The sequence below is a fragment of the Enterobacter quasihormaechei genome, from assembly GCF_004331385.1.
In the GTDB taxonomy this organism is placed as follows: domain Bacteria; phylum Pseudomonadota; class Gammaproteobacteria; order Enterobacterales; family Enterobacteriaceae; genus Enterobacter; species Enterobacter quasihormaechei.
Genome location: NZ_SJON01000012.1, coordinates 45,895 through 63,024 on the forward strand (window position 1 = coordinate 45,895; position 17,130 = coordinate 63,024).

Here is a 17,130-nt window from a genome sequence, read left to right on the forward strand (position 1 = left end):
AGGAAATCACCCTGTACTAACGGGAATTACTTACCAATACAGAAGCTTGAGAAAATCCGTCCCAGCAGATCGTCGGACGTAAATTCCCCGGTGATCTCGCTCAGATTCTGCTGCGCCAGACGCAGTTCCTCCGCCAGCAGCTCACCGGCCCACGCGCCGATCAGCTGGGCTTTGCCCTGCTCAAGGTGGCGAGCCGCCTCTTCCAGCGCCTGCAAGTGACGACGACGCGCCAGGAAGCCACCCTCCATGCTGGTGTCGAAGCCCATGCTCTGTTTGAGATGGTTACGCAGGTCTTCTACGCCTTCCCCGGTACGGGCCGACAGGCGAATAAGTGAGTGACCATTCACATCACTGAGGCCCAGCGTTTCGCCGGTCACGTCTGCCTTGTTGCGCACTACGGTGATCGGCAGTTTGGCAGGTAGACGGGCAATAAAGTCCGGCCAAATCTCTGCCGGGTCTACGGCGTCGGTCGTGGTGCCGTCTACCATAAACAGCACGCGATCGGCCTGCTCAATCTCCTGCCAGGCGCGTTCGATGCCGATACGCTCGACTTCATCGCTCGCATCGCGCAGGCCGGCGGTATCAATGATGTGCAGCGGCATGCCGTCGATATGGATATGCTCGCGCAGTACGTCGCGGGTGGTGCCGGCGATGTCGGTGACGATCGCCGCTTCACGGCCCGCCAGGGCGTTCAGCAGGCTCGATTTCCCGGCGTTAGGGCGTCCGGCAATGACCACCTTCATGCCTTCACGCAGCAGGCTGCCCTGGCGCGCTTCGGCGCGGACAGCATCCAGATCGTTCATCACCTGGTTCAGCTGGGCTTCGATTTTGCCGTCAGAAAGGAAGTCGATCTCCTCGTCCGGGAAGTCGATAGCCGCTTCGACATAGATTCGCAGGTGAGTAAGTGCTTCCACAAGATGATTTACGCGTGCAGAAAACGCGCCCTGCAACGAGTTCAGCGCGGAGCGGGCCGCCTGTTCGGAGCTGGCGTCGATCAGGTCAGCAATCGCTTCGGCCTGCGCCAGGTCGAGCTTGTCGTTCAGGAACGCACGCTCGGAGAATTCGCCCGGCTTCGCAATGCGCAGGCCAGGCAGGGTCAGAATACGTTTTAACAGCAGGTCGAGGATCACCGGACCGCCGTGGCCCTGAAGTTCCAGCACGTCTTCGCCGGTAAAGGAGTTCGGGCCGGGGAACCACAGCGCGATGCCCTGGTCCAGCGGGGTGCCGTCGGCATCTTTAAACGGCAGATAATCAGCGTAGCGCGGCTTTGGCAGTTTACCCAGCACCGCTTCGGCCACCTCACGCGCCTTCAGGCCGGAGATACGCAGAATGCCTACACCACCGCGTCCCGGTGGGGTTGCCTGGGCGACGATAGTGTCGTTATGGCTCATGGTTGCTCTCGTTCAATACAAATAAAAAAGGCGGTCAATCGACCGCCCTTATTTTAGCGTTAACTTACCGAATCAGGACTTTTTCTTTTCGCGGCTATGCAGGCCACGTTTTTCCAGACCACGGTAAATCAGCTGCTGCTGGATGATGGTCACCAGGTTGCTGACGATATAGTACAGCACCAGACCTGACGGGAACCACAGGAAGAACACGGTGAAGATGACCGGCATAAAGGTCATGATCTTCTGCTGCATCGGGTCGGTCACGGTGGTCGGAGACATCTTCTGGATGAAGAACATCGTCACGCCCATCAGGATCGGCAGGATGTAGTACGGGTCCTGTGCGGACAGGTCATGGATCCACAGGGCGAACGGCGCGTGGCGCAGCTCAACGGAACCCATCAGCATGTAGTACAGCGCAAGGAAGATTGGCATCTGAATCAGCAGCGGGAAGCAACCACCCAGTGGGTTTACTTTCTCTGCTTTATACAGGGCCATCATCTCCTGGCTTTGACGCTGTTTGTCATCGCCCAGACGCTCACGCATAGCCTGAATCTTCGGCTGTAGCATACGCATCTTCGCCATGGAGGTGTACTGCGCTTTCGTCAGCGGGTACATGATGCCACGAACGATAAAGGTGATAACGATGATGGAGAAGCCCCAGTTACCCAGGAAGCTGTGGATGAACTTCAGCAGCTTAAACAGCGGCTGAGAGATGAACCACAACCAACCGTAATCAACGGTCAGATCCAGGTGCGGCGCAACGGCAGCCATTTTGTCCTGGATTTCCGGACCGACCCACAGGGTGCTTGCCAGCTTACCGGTTTGACCCGGCTGTACCAGAACCGGCTGAGATTTGTAGCCGATGGCTGCAATACCGTTGCCGAGGTTCGCGGTGTAGAAGTTATTCGTACCGTCGTTGTTCGGTACCCACGCCGTCGCGAAATACTGTTGCAGCATTGCGACCCAGCCGCCTTTAGAGCTGACGTTCAGGTTTTCGTTATCGGCAATGGTGTCGAATTTGTATTTCTCGTACTTGGTATCTGGCGTGGAGTATGCCGCGCCACGGAAGGTATGCAGCGCAAAGTTGCTGCTTCCGGTGTCACGGTGAGACGGCAGATTGATGGACTGCTTCAGCTGACCAAAGGTAGAGATTTCCAGCGGTTTCGCACCGGCGTTCTGCACGCTGTAGCCCACGTTCACCGCATACTCACCGCGTTTCAGGGTGAAGGTTTTGGTGAAGGTGTTGCCTGCCGCGTCGGTGTAGGTCATCGGAATAACCAGTTCGTTCTGACCATCAGCCAGCACAAACGTGTCGTTTTCGACGTTATACAGTGGACGCGCACCGTTAGCCGGGTTATCCGGGCCATCACGACCGGTCAGGCCGCTCTGTGCCTGGTAGATAAATTCAGGCGTGGTTTCCAGTAACTGGAACGGTTCGGTAGACTTCAGCTCTTTCGGGTAGGTCAACAGCAGCGCCTGCTCAACATCACCACCACGGGTGTTGATAGTCAGCTCAAGCACATCGGTCTTAACCGTAATCTGTTTCCCCTGGCCACTGGCCGGTACGCCCTGGTCGGCGGCGCTACCCGCTGCGGTGGTCGTGGTCTGCGTGGTCTGCTGCTGGGGTTGAGGATTTTTATCCTGCTCCCATGCCTGCCAGATCATGAAAGACACGAACAACAAAGCGATGATAAGAAGATTGCGTTGCGAATCCATCGTTAGTGTTCTCTGGTATCAAAGGGTCCTGGAGGGACGGGGTCGTCTCCACCTGGGTGTAAAGGGTGGCATTTTAATACGCGTTTCACCGTCAACCAACTGCCTTTTATCACTCCAAACCTGCGCAATGCCTCAATTCCGTAGCTTGAGCACGTAGGGGTGAAACGGCAATGTGGCCCGAGTAGCGGACTAATCAGGCGTTGATAGACCCTGATAAGGGCTATCAGGACCCGCGAGCCAGGCGACAGTGGCGGCGCCATAATTTTTCCAACGCTTCCGAGAGAGCACGGTTATCGAGGTCGGCAACCCCTTTTTTAGCCACCACCACGAAATCCATAGAAGGCAGTTCGTGCTGACGTAAACGGAAGCTTTCACGCGTCAGACGTTTAATCCGGTTGCGTTCATGCGCACGCTTAACGTTTTTCTTGGCGACTGTGAGACCGATACGGGGATGCCCCAGCGAATTTTGGCGGCCGAGGATGGTGATTTGCGGCGTGCCAGCCCGTAATGGCTGCTGGAAGACGAAAGTGAAATGAGTGGGAGTTAACAAACGTAACTCCCTGGGAAATGCGAGCTTAACCACTCAGGGGTTAGCTTTATTACTTGGAAACGGTCAGACGAGCGCGGCCTTTAGCACGACGACGTGCCAGAACCTGACGACCATTTTTAGTAGCCATACGAGCACGGAAGCCGTGAGAACGGTTGCGCTTCAGTACAGACGGTTGAAAAGTGCGTTTCATGGCGATTTCTACCTAAACTTGAAAAAATTCATGACTTTTGCGGATGCCCGACCGAGTTTCGAATGACGGACGCCGAAGCCGTGGGTGATTAAAGAGGCCGGATTGTAATAATTGTACACTCCGGAGTCAATTCTCTTTCCTTATTTCCCGCGTATTTCCGCACGATTTCGCGTGGAAAATGAGCAACGGACGACGCAGGAAGATGAGCATCACGCGCCGGGTCGAGGATTATACGGAGTCATCCACAAAGCGCAAGGATCGTCCCGGATCTTCGTTAGATCATTTAAGCCAAAAATCGTCTGTGCTCATTAAATTTTCCAATATGCGGGCTAAATCGCGGGGCACTCGCGTCAGGATCGTTTACACTTACCCGATTCCGGATCATCCTGTGGATAAATCGGGAAGAATCTGTGAGAAACAGAAGATCTCTGGCTCAGTTTAGGCTATGATCCGCGGTCCCGATCGGGATCCAGCGATCCTGGTCGGGCATAAACACAACATCGTTCAGGTTGTATCAACGATAGCGTGTATAACCGCAGATAGCGGTTCGCACATCACCCTGATGGGGTCATGTCGATGTGCGCCAACAATCATGAATATTCAATAGTTTTCTTTTATTGTTCGAGTGGAGTCCGCCGTGTCACTTTCGCTTTGGCAGCAGTGTCTTGCCCGATTGCAGGATGAGTTACCAGCCACAGAATTCAGTATGTGGATCCGCCCGTTGCAGGCGGAACTGAGCGATAACACGCTGGCTTTGTATGCGCCAAACCGTTTCGTGCTCGATTGGGTAAGGGATAAATACCTTAATAACATCAATGGACTGCTGAACGATTTTTGCGGGTCAGATGCCCCACAGCTGCGTTTTGAAGTGGGCACAAAGCCGGTCACCCAAACCGTTCGTGAAGTTGTCAATGTGGCAGCCCCTGCACAGGCGGCGCCCGTTCCAGCGCCCCGCGTTGCACCGGCTCGTCAGGGCTGGGATAACGTTCCTGCCCCCGCTGAGCCTACCTACCGCTCTAACGTGAACGTGAAGCACACGTTCGATAACTTCGTTGAAGGTAAGTCGAACCAGCTGGCGCGCGCGGCGGCTCGCCAGGTTGCTGATAACCCCGGTGGCGCGTATAACCCGCTGTTTCTTTATGGCGGCACGGGTCTCGGTAAAACGCACCTTCTGCACGCGGTGGGTAACGGCATTATGGCGCGTAAGCCGAATGCGAAAGTGGTGTATATGCACTCCGAGCGCTTCGTTCAGGACATGGTAAAAGCCCTGCAAAACAATGCGATCGAAGAGTTTAAACGCTACTACCGTTCCGTTGATGCGCTGCTGATCGATGACATTCAGTTCTTTGCCAATAAAGAACGATCGCAGGAAGAGTTTTTCCACACCTTTAACGCCCTGCTGGAAGGCAATCAGCAGATCATTTTGACCTCGGATCGTTATCCTAAAGAGATCAACGGCGTTGAAGATCGTCTGAAATCCCGCTTCGGCTGGGGCCTGACCGTGGCGATCGAGCCACCGGAGCTGGAAACCCGCGTCGCGATCCTGATGAAAAAAGCCGACGAGAACGACATTCGCCTGCCGGGCGAAGTGGCGTTCTTTATTGCCAAGCGCCTGCGCTCCAACGTTCGTGAGCTGGAGGGCGCGCTGAACCGCGTTATCGCTAACGCCAATTTCACCGGTCGTGCGATCACCATCGATTTTGTGCGTGAAGCGCTGCGCGATTTGTTGGCATTGCAGGAAAAACTGGTCACTATCGACAATATTCAAAAGACGGTGGCTGAGTACTACAAGATCAAAGTGGCAGATTTACTGTCTAAACGTCGTTCCCGCTCGGTGGCGCGTCCGCGTCAGATGGCGATGGCGCTGGCAAAAGAGCTAACCAACCACAGCCTGCCGGAAATCGGCGATGCGTTTGGTGGCCGTGACCATACGACCGTGCTGCACGCTTGTCGCAAGATTGAGCAGTTACGCGAAGAAAGCCACGACATAAAAGAAGATTTTTCCAATTTAATCAGAACATTATCATCGTGACGCTATGAAATTTACCGTTGAACGTGAACATTTATTAAAGCCGCTGCAACAGGTGAGTGGCCCGTTAGGCGGCCGCCCAACGCTGCCTATTCTTGGAAACCTGCTGCTTCAGGTCGCGGACGGTACGCTGTCGCTGACCGGCACAGATCTGGAAATGGAAATGATCGCGCGCGTTACGCTGACTCAGCCGCACGACGCGGGCGCGACCACGGTTCCGGCACGTAAATTCTTTGATATCTGCCGTGGGTTGCCGGAAGGCGCTGAAATCGCCGTGCAGCTGGAGGGCGACCGCATGCTGGTGCGCTCTGGCCGCAGCCGTTTCTCCCTTTCCACGCTGCCCGCTGCGGATTTCCCGAACCTGGACGACTGGCAGAGCGAAGTTGAATTTACCCTGCCGCAGGCGACGATGAAGCGTCTGATTGAAGCCACGCAGTTCTCCATGGCGCATCAGGACGTTCGTTACTACTTAAACGGCATGCTGTTCGAAACCGAAGGTGAAGAGCTGCGTACCGTGGCCACCGACGGCCACCGTCTGGCGGTCTGTTCCATGCCGATTGGCGACTCGCTGCCGAACCATTCGGTGATCGTGCCGCGTAAAGGCGTGATTGAACTGATGCGTATGCTCGACGGCGGTGACACGCCGCTGCGGGTGCAGATTGGCAGCAATAACATCCGTGCCCACGTGGGTGATTTTGTCTTTACGTCGAAGCTGGTTGACGGTCGTTTCCCGGATTATCGCCGTGTATTGCCGAAGAACCCGGATAAAACGCTGGAAGCGGGCTGCGATATCCTTAAGCAGGCGTTTGCCCGCGCGGCCATTCTCTCGAACGAGAAATTCCGCGGCGTACGTCTGTACGTGAGTGAAAACCAGATCAAAATCACCGCCAACAACCCGGAGCAGGAAGAGGCAGAAGAGATTCTGGACGTCACCTACGCCGGGGCTGAGATGGAAATCGGCTTCAACGTCAGCTACGTGCTGGATGTGCTCAATGCACTGAAATGCGAGAATGTGCGTATTCTGCTGACCGACTCCGTTTCGAGCGTACAGATTGAAGATGCGGCCAGCCAAAGCGCGGCTTATGTTGTCATGCCAATGAGACTGTAATGTCGCTCACCCGTCTGTTGATCCGCGACTTTCGCAATATCGAAAGCGCGGATCTCGCTTTATCCCCCGGCTTTAACTTCCTGGTTGGCGCGAACGGCAGCGGCAAAACCAGCGTGCTGGAAGCCATCTATACGCTCGGCCATGGCCGGGCGTTTCGCAGTTTGCAAATTGGTCGCGTGATTCGCCACGAGCAGGACTCTTTTGTTCTGCACGGGCGTTTGCAGGGCGCAGAGCGGGAAACCGCCATCGGCCTGACCAAAGACAAGCAGGGCGACAGCAAGGTGCGCATCGATGGCACCGACGGCCACAAGGTGGCGGAGCTGGCGCTACTGATGCCAATGCAGCTGATTACGCCCGAGGGGTTTACTTTACTCAACGGCGGCCCCAAATACAGAAGAGCGTTCCTCGACTGGGGATGCTTTCACAATGAAGCCGGTTTCTTTAACGCCTGGAGCAACCTGAAGCGTCTGCTTAAACAGCGTAACGCCGCGTTGCGCCAGGTCACGCGCTATGCCCAGCTGCGTCCGTGGGACATGGAACTCATCCCTCTCGCGGAACAGATCAGCCGCTGGCGTGCCGAATACAGCGCAGGTATCGCCGAAGACATGGCCGACACCTGCAAACAGTTTTTACCCGAGTTCTCTCTTACCTTCTCCTTCCAGCGCGGCTGGGAGAAAGAGACGGATTATGCCGAGGTGTTAGAGAGAAGCTTCGAGCGCGACCGCATGTTGACCTACACCGCGCACGGCCCGCACAAGGCGGATTTCCGCATTCGTGCTGACGGTGCGCCGGTGGAAGATACGCTGTCGCGCGGGCAGCTGAAGCTCCTGATGTGCGCGCTACGCCTGGCGCAGGGTGAGTTCCTCACCCGCGAAAGCGGGCGACGCTGCCTGTACCTGATAGATGATTTTGCCTCGGAACTTGACGACGCGCGGCGCGGGCTGCTTGCCAGCCGCTTAAAAGCCACGCAGTCGCAGGTTTTCGTCAGCGCCATTAGCGCTGAACACGTTATGGACATGTCGGACGAAAATTCGAAGATGTTTACCGTGGAAAAGGGTAAAATAACGGATTAACCCAAGTTGAAATGAGCGAGAAACGTTGATGTCGAATTCTTATGACTCCTCCAGTATCAAAGTCCTGAAAGGGCTGGATGCGGTGCGTAAGCGCCCGGGTATGTATATCGGCGACACGGATGACGGCACCGGTCTGCACCACATGGTATTCGAGGTGGTAGATAACGCTATCGACGAAGCGCTCGCGGGTCACTGTAAAGACATCGTGGTCACGATCCATGCGGACAACTCCGTGTCCGTTACCGATGACGGTCGTGGCATCCCAACCGGTATTCACCCGGAAGAGGGCGTATCGGCTGCGGAAGTGATCATGACCGTGCTGCACGCAGGCGGTAAGTTCGATGATAACTCCTATAAGGTTTCCGGCGGTCTGCACGGCGTAGGCGTTTCCGTGGTAAACGCCCTGTCGCAGAAGCTGGAGCTGGTTATCCAGCGCGAAGGCAAAATTCACCGTCAGATCTACCAGCACGGCGTGCCTGACGCTCCGCTGGCCGTGACGGGTGATACCGATAAAACCGGCACCATGGTGCGTTTCTGGCCGAGCCTCGAAACCTTCACCAACGTTACCGAGTTTGAGTACGACATCCTGGCGAAACGCCTGCGCGAACTGTCGTTCCTGAACTCCGGCGTGTCGATTCGTCTGCGCGACAAACGCGACAACAAAGAAGACCACTTCCACTACGAAGGCGGTATCAAGGCGTTCGTTGAGTATCTGAACAAGAACAAAACGCCAATTCACCCGAATATCTTCTACTTCTCTACCGAAAAAGACGGTATCGGCGTCGAAGTGGCATTGCAGTGGAACGACGGTTTCCAGGAAAACATCTACTGCTTTACCAACAACATTCCGCAGCGCGACGGCGGTACTCACCTTGCGGGCTTCCGCGCGGCGATGACCCGTACCCTGAACGCCTACATGGACAAAGAAGGCTACAGCAAAAAAGCGAAAGTCAGCGCCACCGGCGACGATGCCCGTGAAGGCCTGATTGCCGTGGTCTCCGTGAAGGTGCCGGATCCGAAGTTCTCCTCTCAGACCAAAGACAAGCTGGTCTCTTCTGAGGTGAAATCGGCGGTTGAGCAGCAGATGAACGAACTGCTGAGCGAATACCTGCTGGAAAACCCGTCCGACGCGAAAATCGTGGTGGGCAAAATTATTGATGCGGCACGTGCCCGTGAAGCGGCGCGTAAAGCCCGTGAAATGACCCGTCGTAAAGGCGCGCTGGACCTGGCAGGCCTGCCGGGCAAGCTGGCTGACTGCCAGGAACGCGACCCGGCGCTGTCTGAACTGTACCTCGTGGAAGGGGACTCCGCGGGCGGTTCTGCGAAACAGGGCCGTAACCGTAAGAACCAGGCGATCCTGCCGCTGAAGGGTAAAATCCTTAACGTTGAGAAAGCACGCTTCGACAAGATGCTCTCTTCTCAGGAAGTGGCGACGCTCATTACCGCGCTCGGCTGCGGCATTGGGCGCGACGAGTACAACCCGGACAAGCTGCGCTATCACAGCATCATCATCATGACCGATGCGGACGTCGACGGCTCGCACATTCGTACGCTGCTGTTGACCTTCTTCTATCGTCAGATGCCGGAAATCGTTGAGCGCGGTCACGTCTACATTGCGCAGCCACCGCTGTACAAGGTGAAAAAAGGCAAGCAGGAACAGTACATTAAGGATGACGAGGCGATGGATCAGTACCAAATCGCGATCGCCCTTGACGGCGCGACCCTGCACGCGAACTCCAGCGCACCAGCGCTGGCCGGCGAGCCGCTGGAGCGTCTGGTCTCCGAGTTCAACGCCACGCAGAAAATGATTGGCCGCATGGAGCGCCGCTATCCGAAAGCGCTGCTGAAGGAGCTGATTTATCAGCCAACCCTGACCGAAGCCGATCTGAGCAGCGAGCAGGCCGTAACCCGCTGGGTGAATACCCTGGTGAGCGAGCTGAACGAGAAAGAGCAGCACGGCAGCCAGTGGAAGTTCGACGTTCAGCAGAACGCTGAACAGCAGTTCGAGCCGATTGTGCGCGTGCGTACCCACGGCGTCGATACCGACTACCCGCTGGAGCACGAATTTGTGACCGGTCCGGAATACCGCCGTATCTGCACCCTCGGCGAGAAGCTGCGTGGTCTGATCGAAGAAGATGCGTTTATCGAACGTGGCGAGCGTCGTCAGCCGGTAGCCAGCTTCGAGCAGGCGCTGGAATGGCTGGTGAAAGAATCCCGTCGTGGCCTCTCTATTCAGCGTTATAAAGGTCTGGGCGAAATGAACCCGGATCAGCTGTGGGAAACCACCATGGATCCGGAAAGCCGTCGCATGCTGCGCGTCACCGTTAAAGACGCGATTGCAGCGGATCAGCTGTTCACCACCCTGATGGGCGATGCGGTTGAACCACGTCGTGCGTTCATCGAAGAGAACGCCCTGAAGGCGGCGAATATCGATATCTAATCGTCGCTTTACGGCAACATAACTGGCCGCGCTTTAGCGCGGCTTTTTTATGGACGCAGGAAAGTCCAGCGACATCACTGCCGGTAAACGGCTCGCCAGCTTATCTATGGCAATTCTAACCCTTAGCGGCAGGTGCGGCGTCTGCTGCCAGACGGCATGAACGTCGAAGCGTACATCCGGGGCCTGATTTAAGAGCGGGACAAGGTTCCCCTGCTGAATTTCTTTGATGACCATCCAGCAGGGTAACCACGCAAGGCCGTGGCCGGCCAGCGCCGCGTCGCAGATCGCCTGTAAATCATCCATATTGAGTGATGAGCGGGGAATAAACGTGCGCGACGTGCCATCATAATCCATCAGCTGCCAGGGTAAGACTCTGCCCGCACGCGTGTAGTTAATGGCCGTATGCTGGCGTAAATCATCAACGGCCTGCGGCTGGCCATTCTTATGCAGATAATCCGGCGCGGCACACAGAACCATTCGGTGCTCACCCAGCCTTCTGGCGACCAGCACGGCGCTGTCAGCCAGGGTGCCATTGCGCACCGCCATATCAAACCCTTCTTCTACGAGATCCACGATGCGGTCGCTGAAGGACATTTCAAGCTCAAGTCCGGGGTGTTCCTGCGTCAGCTCTGTGAGTAGCGGGGCGATACACTGACGACCAAACAGCACCGGCATGGCAACCCGCAGCCGTCCGCTGACCTGATGATTTCCGGTTTCAAGCAGCGATTCAGCGCCACGAATCTCCTCCAGCGCGCGCAGGCAGCGTTCATAAAAAAGCGCGCCGTTATCGGTCAGCCTCTGACTGCGCGTGGTCCGATGAAACAGACGAACCCCCAGCCTCTCTTCAAGACGAGCAATACTTTTTCCTACCGCCGAGCGCGACAAATGCAGACGGACGGCGGCCTGCGCAAAACTTCCTGCTTCTACGGAGGCAACGAAAACGGGAATATCTTTCAGCGTATCGGTCATGAACTGATTGTATCTTTTTGGTCATCAATAGTGGGAAAACTTATCGCCACTGGCGACACAGTGTCAACGGTAGACTGTCAGAACTGAAAATCATCTGATGACAGGAGAAAAAAATGACAGAAACAATGCAGCGCTGGTCAATGAACGCCCTTGGGCGCGAGAGCCTTCAGCTTGTTCAGGAGCCTGTTCCACAGCCAGGCCCGGGTGAGGTCCGCGTACGGGTAAATGCCGTTGCGCTCAACTACCGGGATAAAATGGTTATCGAAGGCACGATGCCGATTCCGCTTTCCTTCCCGTTTACCCCGGCGTCTGACATGGCGGGCGTGGTGGACAGCATTGGCGACGGGGTGACACGCTTCAAACCTGGCGCACGCGTCATCTCAACCTTTTTCCCCGAGTGGATCGACGGCAAGCCGCAGGCAGACGCGCGTGATTTGCCCTACAAAACGTCCGGTGGATACTTCCAGGGCATGCTGGCTGAATATGTGATTGTGAGTGAAAACGCGCTGGTGGCCTCCCCGGAAAGCCTGAATGACGCTGAGGCCAGCACGCTTCCTTGCGCAGGGCTTACCGCATGGTTCGCGCTGGTGGAGCGCGGTCATTTACGCGCCGGGCAATCGGTGCTGGTACAGGGGACGGGCGGCGTGGCGCTATTCGCTTTGCAGATAGCAAAAGCGCACGGCGCCGAGGTGATTGTCACGTCGGGGAGTGATGAAAAACTGGCGCTGGCCAAAAAACTGGGCGCCAGCCAGGGCATTAACCGGCTGAAAGGCGACTGGGCTGAAAATGCGTTGGTACTCACGCAGGATCGCGGCATTGACCATATCATTGAAACCGTGGGAGGCGAGAACCTGAAGCATTCCCTGCGCGCCGTTGCCGTTCACGGGCGTATCTCAGTGATTGGCGTGCTGGCCGGGACAGACATTTCGCTGCCCGCGAGCGAACTGTTGCTGAAATCCCCCGTCATTCAGGGGATTGGGGTTGGACACCGTCGGGCGCTGGAAGATTTTGTCCGTGCCGTTGACGTCACTGGCTTAAAACCGGTGATTGAGCATCGCTACCGCTTTGACGAGCTGGAACAGGCGCTTGAACATCTGGATCGCGGCGCGTTTGGCAAAATTGTTCTCACCCGCGAGTGAGTTCCCGTTCCCGGGATAAACGTAAAAGGGGCTTTTTGTTGCGCAAAGTAGCTCTATTTTTGTGGGCTTAATCGCGTTAGCATGAGGTAGCACTCATTTATCCCGGGGACCTCATGGCCATCAAACTCATTGCAATCGATATGGACGGCACGCTGCTGCTGCCGGACCACACCATCTCTCCAGCCGTTAAAAACGCGATCGCCGCTGCACGCGAAAAAGGCGTGAACGTCGTGCTCACCACCGGACGCCCGTATGCCGGGGTGCACAGCTACCTGAAAGAGCTGCACATGAACCAGCCTGGCGATTACTGCATCACCTATAACGGCGCACTGGTGCAAAAGGCAGCCGATGGCAGCACGGTGGCGCAAACTGCACTGAGCTATGATGACTACCTGTTCCTGGAAAAACTGTCCCGCGAAGTAGGCTCCCACTTCCACGCGCTCGATCGTAATACGCTTTACACCGCCAACCGCGATATCAGCTACTACACGGTGCACGAGTCCTACGTTGCAACCATTCCACTGGTGTTCTGCGAAGCGGAAAACATGGATCCGGCAACCCAGTTCCTGAAAGTGATGATGATCGACGAACCCGCGATCCTCGACAAAGCCATCTCACGCATTCCGGCTGAGGTAAAAGAGAAATACACCGTGCTGAAAAGCGCGCCGTACTTCCTCGAAATCCTTGATAAACGCGTCAATAAAGGCACGGGCGTGAAATCGCTTGCCGATGCGCTGGGCATTAAGCCTGAGGAGATCATGGCGCTGGGCGACCAGGAAAACGATATTGCGATGATCGAGTATGCGGGCATGGGCGTGGCGATGGATAACGCGATCCCATCGGTAAAAGACGTGGCGAACTTCGTTACCAAATCTAACCTGGAAGACGGCGTTGCCTGGGCGATCGAGAAATTCGTTCTGTCGTAACAAACGCTTAAATCATCAGCCCCGGTTATCAACCGGGGCTTTTTTTTGCCCTGAATTTATCGAATTGTTCTTTTTGTGATCTGGATTGTAGTACAACATTAACTGATTGTACTACATTGTCACCACGACAAAGACGAATGGCCTCACGTTTGTACTGCAAAAGTGAGGCGAAATTCAGCGGTCGCGGTAAAGTAGTGATGGACTTACAGAGCACAAGGACTCTCCATGACACTCAATAAAACCGATCGCATTGTCATCACGCTGGGCACCCAGATTGTGGGTGGCAAATACGTTCCCGGTTCGCCGCTGCCAGCAGAGGCCGAACTGTGCGAAGAGTTTGAAACCTCGCGCAACATCATCCGGGAAGTGTTCCGCTCGCTAATGGCGAAGCGGCTGATTGAAATGAAGCGCTATCGCGGGGCGTTTGTTGCGCCGCGTAACCAGTGGAACTACCTCGATACCGATGTTCTGCAATGGGTACTGGAAAACGACTACGACCCACGGCTTATCGGCGCGATGAGCGAAGTCCGAAATCTGGTGGAACCGGCCATTGCCCGCTGGGCAGCAGAGCGCGCAACGTCAGGTGACCTGGCACAGATTGAGTCAGCGTTGAACGACATGATCGCCAATAACCAGAATCGGGAGGCGTTCAACGAAGCGGACATTCGCTATCACGAGGCGGTATTGCAGTCGGTGCATAACCCGGTTTTACAGCAGCTTAGCGTGGCGATCAGCTCGCTACAGCGAGCAGTATTTGAACGTACCTGGATGGGCGATGAGGCCAACATGCCGAAAACGCTTCAGGAACATAAAGCGCTGTTCGATGCGATACGGCATCAGGACGGCGATGCGGCAGAGCAGGCGGCGCTAACCATGATCGCCAGCTCGACACGAAGGTTGAAGGAAATCACATGACATCACGCTACATCGCAATTGACTGGGGATCGACCAATCTGCGCGCCTGGCTCTACCAGGGCGAGCAGTGCCTGGAAAGCAGGCAATCGGAAGCAGGCGTCACGCGCCTGAACGGTAAATCCCCTGAAGCGGTGTTAGCAGAGGTGACAAAAAGCTGGCGCGACGGTAATACGCCGGTGGTGATGGCCGGAATGGTTGGCAGTAACGTGGGCTGGAAGGTCGCACCTTACCTGTCGGTTCCGGTTCATTTCGCCGCCGTTGGTGAGCGGTTAACGTCCGTTGGCGACAATGTCTGGATTATTCCCGGTTTATGCGTCTCTCGCGACGATAACCAAAACGTAATGCGCGGCGAAGAGACGCAGCTGCTCGGGGCGCGCACCCTTTCTCCTTCTTCTGTCTACGTCATGCCCGGGACGCACTGCAAATGGGTCCAGGCCGATGCTGAGCAAATTCATGATTTTCGAACCGTGATGACCGGCGAATTGCATCATTTGCTGCTTACGCATTCGCTGGTAGGGGCCGGTTTGCCGGAGCAGAACCCTTCGCCGGAGGCGTTTGCCGCCGGGCTTGAGCGCGGGATCGCATCCCCTGCCGTTTTGCCGCAACTTTTTGAGGTTCGCGCCTCGCACGTGCTGGGAAATCTTCCGCGCGAGCAGGTTAGCGAATTTCTGTCCGGCCTGCTGATTGGCGCCGAAGTCGCCACCCTGAGCGACGCGTTTGCCGGGCAGCAGACCATCACGCTCGTCGCGGGTTCATCGCTGACGTCTCGTTACCGCCAGGCGTTCCACGCTATCGGACGGGATGTTGCCGCGGTGGAGGGCGACACGGCATTTCAGGCAGGCATAAGGAGCATCGCTCATGCAGTGGCAAACTGATCTTCCCCTTATCGCGATTTTGCGCGGCATCACGCCCGACGAGGCGTTAGCGCACGTTGGCGCGGTTATCGACGCCGGGTTCGACGCGGTGGAAATCCCGCTCAACTCACCGGCGTGGGAAAAAAGCATTCCGGCAGTGGTGGCGGCGTTTGGTGATAAGGCGCTGATTGGCGCAGGAACCGTGTTGCAGCCGGAGCAGGTGGATGACCTGGCGAAGATGGGCTGCAAGCTTATCGTCACACCCAATATCAACCCCGAGGTCATCCGCCGGGCGGTGGATTACGGCATGACCGTTTGCCCGGGGTGTGCCACCGCCACAGAAGCCTTTTCCGCTCTCGATGCGGGCGCACAGTCGCTCAAAATTTTCCCGTCGTCGGCTTTTGGCCCGGACTACATCAAAGCGCTGAAGGCGGTCTTACCCGCCAGCGTGCCGGTCTTTGCCGTGGGCGGCGTCACGCCGGAAAACCTGGTGCAGTGGATAAACGCGGGCTGTGTGGGCGCGGGGCTGGGCAGCGATCTCTATCGTGCAGGCCAGTCCGTTGAGCGTACCGCCCGGCAGGCGACAGCATTTGTGAAAGCGTATCGAGAGGCAGTGCAATGAAAATAACCAAACTCACCACGTACCGTTTACCCCCGCGCTGGATGTTCCTGAAAATCGAAACCGACGAAGGCGTGGTCGGCTGGGGCGAGCCGGTGATTGAAGGCCGTGCGCGTACGGTTGAAGCCGCGGTTCACGAGCTGGGTGAATACCTGATTGGCCAGGATCCGGCGCGCATCAACGACCTGTGGCAGGTCATGTATCGGGCGGGATTTTACCGTGGCGGTCCGATCCTGATGAGCGCCATCGCCGGTATCGACCAGGCGCTGTGGGATATCAAGGGCAAAGTGCTGAATGCCCCGGTCTGGCAATTAATGGGCGGTCTGGTGCGTGACAAAATCAAAGCCTACAGCTGGGTGGGCGGCGATCGCCCTGCGGAAGTCATCGACGGTATCCGCCAGCTGCGCAACATTGGTTTTGACACCTTCAAACTCAACGGCTGCGAAGAGATGGGCGTTATCGACAACTCGCGCGCGGTAGACCGGGCGGTGAACACCGTGGCGCAAATCCGCGAGGCTTTCGGCAACGAGATTGAGTTTGGCCTGGACTTCCACGGCCGCGTCAGCGCGCCGATGGCCAAAGTGCTGATTAAAGAGCTCGAGCCGTATCGCCCGCTGTTTATCGAAGAGCCTGTACTGGCCGAGCAGGCGGAATACTATCCGAAACTGGCAGAACAGACGCACATTCCCATCGCGGCGGGTGAGCGCATGTTTTCGCGCTTCGAGTTTAAACGCGTGCTGGAAGCGGGCGGCATTGCGATCCTGCAACCGGACCTCTCCCACGCGGGCGGCATCACCGAATGCTACAAAATTGCCGGCATGGCAGAAGCCTACGATGTGGCGCTGGCGCCGCACTGTCCGCTTGGACCGATTGCGCTGGCAGCCTGTCTGCACGTGGACTTCGTCTCCCGCAATGCGGTGTTCCAGGAACAAAGCATGGGCATTCACTATAACAAGGGCGCGGAGCTGCTCGACTTTGTGAAAAACAAAGAAGACTTCAGCATGGAAGGCGGTTTCTTTAAACCGTTAACGAAGCCGGGCCTTGGCGTGGAAATTGACGAAGCCAAAGTCATTGAGCTGAGTAAAAATACGCCGGACTGGCGTAATCCACTGTGGCGTCATGAGGACGGTTCCGTAGCCGAGTGGTAAAGCCGGATGGCGCTTCGCTTATCCGGCCTACTCTCCCGTAGGCCCGGTAAGCGAAGCGCCTCC

16 protein-coding genes are annotated in these 17,130 nt (G+C 56.5%); 10 read left to right on the forward strand and 6 right to left on the reverse strand.

What is annotated here, in order from left to right; genetic code table 11:
* Positions 1–26: 26 nt before the first annotated feature.
* From mnmE to rpmH, 5 genes are all read right to left on the reverse strand, one after another.
* The gene (gene mnmE, locus E0L16_RS15500; protein WP_063868610.1) at positions 27–1,391 is read right to left on the reverse strand and encodes a tRNA uridine-5-carboxymethylaminomethyl(34) synthesis GTPase MnmE; all 1,365 of its coding nucleotides are present in this window, start codon (positions 1,389–1,391) and stop codon (positions 27–29) included.
* A gap of 72 nt (positions 1,392–1,463) precedes the next feature.
* Positions 1,464–3,107: a membrane protein insertase YidC gene (gene yidC / locus E0L16_RS15505; RefSeq protein WP_003861138.1), complete on the reverse strand. Its 1,644-nt coding sequence runs from the start codon at positions 3,105–3,107 to the stop codon at positions 1,464–1,466.
* Between the two features lie 2 nt (positions 3,108–3,109).
* Positions 3,110–3,367 carry a membrane protein insertion efficiency factor YidD gene (gene yidD, locus E0L16_RS15510; protein WP_001307474.1) on the reverse strand — a complete coding sequence of 86 codons (258 nt, stop codon included), beginning with the start codon at positions 3,365–3,367 and terminating at the stop codon, positions 3,110–3,112.
* Positions 3,331–3,690, reverse strand: a complete 360-nt coding sequence (gene rnpA, locus E0L16_RS15515) for a ribonuclease P protein component (protein WP_006808764.1) — start codon at positions 3,688–3,690, stop codon at positions 3,331–3,333. The genes yidD and rnpA overlap by 37 nt, the downstream gene beginning before the upstream one ends.
* A 16-nt stretch (positions 3,691–3,706) precedes the next feature.
* Positions 3,707–3,847, reverse strand: a complete 141-nt coding sequence (gene rpmH, locus E0L16_RS15520; RefSeq protein ID WP_000831330.1) for a 50S ribosomal protein L34 — start codon at positions 3,845–3,847, stop codon at positions 3,707–3,709.
* A gap of 637 nt (positions 3,848–4,484) precedes the next feature.
* Here rpmH and dnaA point away from each other — a divergent pair.
* The 4 genes from dnaA to gyrB are packed head-to-tail and all read left to right on the forward strand — an operon-like array spanning position 4,485 to position 10,497.
* Positions 4,485–5,879 (forward strand): chromosomal replication initiator protein DnaA, encoded by a 1,395-nt coding sequence (gene dnaA / locus E0L16_RS15525; RefSeq protein WP_131637290.1) that lies wholly within the window; start codon positions 4,485–4,487, stop codon positions 5,877–5,879.
* Between the two features lie 4 nt (positions 5,880–5,883).
* Entirely contained in the window at positions 5,884–6,984 is a 1,101-nt protein-coding gene (dnaN, locus tag E0L16_RS15530) for a DNA polymerase III subunit beta (protein ID WP_003861122.1), read from the forward strand.
* On the forward strand, positions 6,984–8,057 hold the full coding sequence (recF, locus tag E0L16_RS15535) for a DNA replication/repair protein RecF (RefSeq protein ID WP_059294145.1): 1,074 nt from the start codon (positions 6,984–6,986) through the stop codon (positions 8,055–8,057). The genes dnaN and recF overlap by 1 nt, the downstream gene beginning before the upstream one ends.
* A 28-nt stretch (positions 8,058–8,085) precedes the next feature.
* The gene (gyrB, locus tag E0L16_RS15540) at positions 8,086–10,497 is read left to right on the forward strand and encodes a DNA topoisomerase (ATP-hydrolyzing) subunit B (RefSeq protein WP_063452049.1); all 2,412 of its coding nucleotides are present in this window, start codon (positions 8,086–8,088) and stop codon (positions 10,495–10,497) included.
* Between the two features lie 33 nt (positions 10,498–10,530).
* Here gyrB and E0L16_RS15545 read toward each other — a convergent pair whose 3' ends face one another.
* Positions 10,531–11,466 (reverse strand): LysR family transcriptional regulator, encoded by a 936-nt coding sequence (locus tag E0L16_RS15545; protein ID WP_131637292.1) that lies wholly within the window; start codon positions 11,464–11,466, stop codon positions 10,531–10,533.
* 113 nt (positions 11,467–11,579) lie between these two features.
* On the opposite strand from E0L16_RS15545, the gene E0L16_RS15550 reads away from it, so the two are divergent.
* The 6 genes from E0L16_RS15550 (at position 11,580) to dgoD (ending at position 17,067) form a co-directional block, all read left to right on the forward strand.
* Positions 11,580–12,605, forward strand: coding sequence for a zinc-dependent alcohol dehydrogenase family protein (locus E0L16_RS15550; RefSeq protein ID WP_131637294.1), 1,026 nt, complete (start codon positions 11,580–11,582; stop codon positions 12,603–12,605).
* Between the two features lie 113 nt (positions 12,606–12,718).
* Positions 12,719–13,531, forward strand: a complete 813-nt coding sequence (gene yidA / locus E0L16_RS15555; RefSeq protein WP_045308263.1) for a sugar-phosphatase — start codon at positions 12,719–12,721, stop codon at positions 13,529–13,531.
* 225 nt (positions 13,532–13,756) lie between these two features.
* A complete protein-coding gene (gene dgoR / locus E0L16_RS15560) occupies positions 13,757–14,446 on the forward strand; it encodes a D-galactonate utilization transcriptional regulator DgoR (RefSeq protein ID WP_003861109.1) in 690 nt (229 codons plus the stop codon).
* Positions 14,443–15,321: a 2-dehydro-3-deoxygalactonokinase gene (locus E0L16_RS15565; RefSeq protein ID WP_131637296.1), complete on the forward strand. Its 879-nt coding sequence runs from the start codon at positions 14,443–14,445 to the stop codon at positions 15,319–15,321. Before dgoR ends, E0L16_RS15565 begins: the two co-directional genes overlap by 4 nt.
* The gene (locus tag E0L16_RS15570; protein ID WP_131637298.1) at positions 15,305–15,922 is read left to right on the forward strand and encodes a 2-dehydro-3-deoxy-6-phosphogalactonate aldolase; all 618 of its coding nucleotides are present in this window, start codon (positions 15,305–15,307) and stop codon (positions 15,920–15,922) included. Before E0L16_RS15565 ends, E0L16_RS15570 begins: the two co-directional genes overlap by 17 nt.
* Positions 15,919–17,067 carry a galactonate dehydratase gene (gene dgoD, locus E0L16_RS15575; RefSeq protein WP_063868621.1) on the forward strand — a complete coding sequence of 383 codons (1,149 nt, stop codon included), beginning with the start codon at positions 15,919–15,921 and terminating at the stop codon, positions 17,065–17,067. Before E0L16_RS15570 ends, dgoD begins: the two co-directional genes overlap by 4 nt.
* Positions 17,068–17,130 lie beyond the last annotated feature (63 nt).

Excerpts from the sequence above, each read along its gene's own strand:
- E0L16_RS15550 (WP_131637294.1), top strand. The coding sequence starts at position 11,580 with ATGACAGAAACAATGCAGCGCTGGTCAATGAACGCCCTTGGGCGCGAG.
- rpmH (WP_000831330.1), bottom strand. The coding sequence starts at position 3,847 with ATGAAACGCACTTTTCAACCGTCTGTACTGAAGCGCAACCGTTCTCAC.
- recF (WP_059294145.1), top strand. The coding sequence starts at position 6,984 with ATGTCGCTCACCCGTCTGTTGATCCGCGACTTTCGCAATATCGAAAGC.
- yidD (WP_001307474.1), bottom strand. The coding sequence starts at position 3,367 with ATGGCGCCGCCACTGTCGCCTGGCTCGCGGGTCCTGATAGCCCTTATC.
- yidC (WP_003861138.1), bottom strand. The coding sequence starts at position 3,107 with ATGGATTCGCAACGCAATCTTCTTATCATCGCTTTGTTGTTCGTGTCT.
- mnmE (WP_063868610.1), bottom strand. The coding sequence starts at position 1,391 with ATGAGCCATAACGACACTATCGTCGCCCAGGCAACCCCACCGGGACGC.
- gyrB (WP_063452049.1), top strand. The coding sequence starts at position 8,086 with ATGTCGAATTCTTATGACTCCTCCAGTATCAAAGTCCTGAAAGGGCTG.
- dgoR (WP_003861109.1), top strand. The coding sequence starts at position 13,757 with ATGACACTCAATAAAACCGATCGCATTGTCATCACGCTGGGCACCCAG.
- E0L16_RS15570 (WP_131637298.1), top strand. The coding sequence starts at position 15,305 with ATGCAGTGGCAAACTGATCTTCCCCTTATCGCGATTTTGCGCGGCATC.
- E0L16_RS15545 (WP_131637292.1), bottom strand. The coding sequence starts at position 11,466 with ATGACCGATACGCTGAAAGATATTCCCGTTTTCGTTGCCTCCGTAGAA.
- dgoD (WP_063868621.1), top strand. The coding sequence starts at position 15,919 with ATGAAAATAACCAAACTCACCACGTACCGTTTACCCCCGCGCTGGATG.
- E0L16_RS15565 (WP_131637296.1), top strand. The coding sequence starts at position 14,443 with ATGACATCACGCTACATCGCAATTGACTGGGGATCGACCAATCTGCGC.
- yidA (WP_045308263.1), top strand. The coding sequence starts at position 12,719 with ATGGCCATCAAACTCATTGCAATCGATATGGACGGCACGCTGCTGCTG.
- dnaN (WP_003861122.1), top strand. The coding sequence starts at position 5,884 with ATGAAATTTACCGTTGAACGTGAACATTTATTAAAGCCGCTGCAACAG.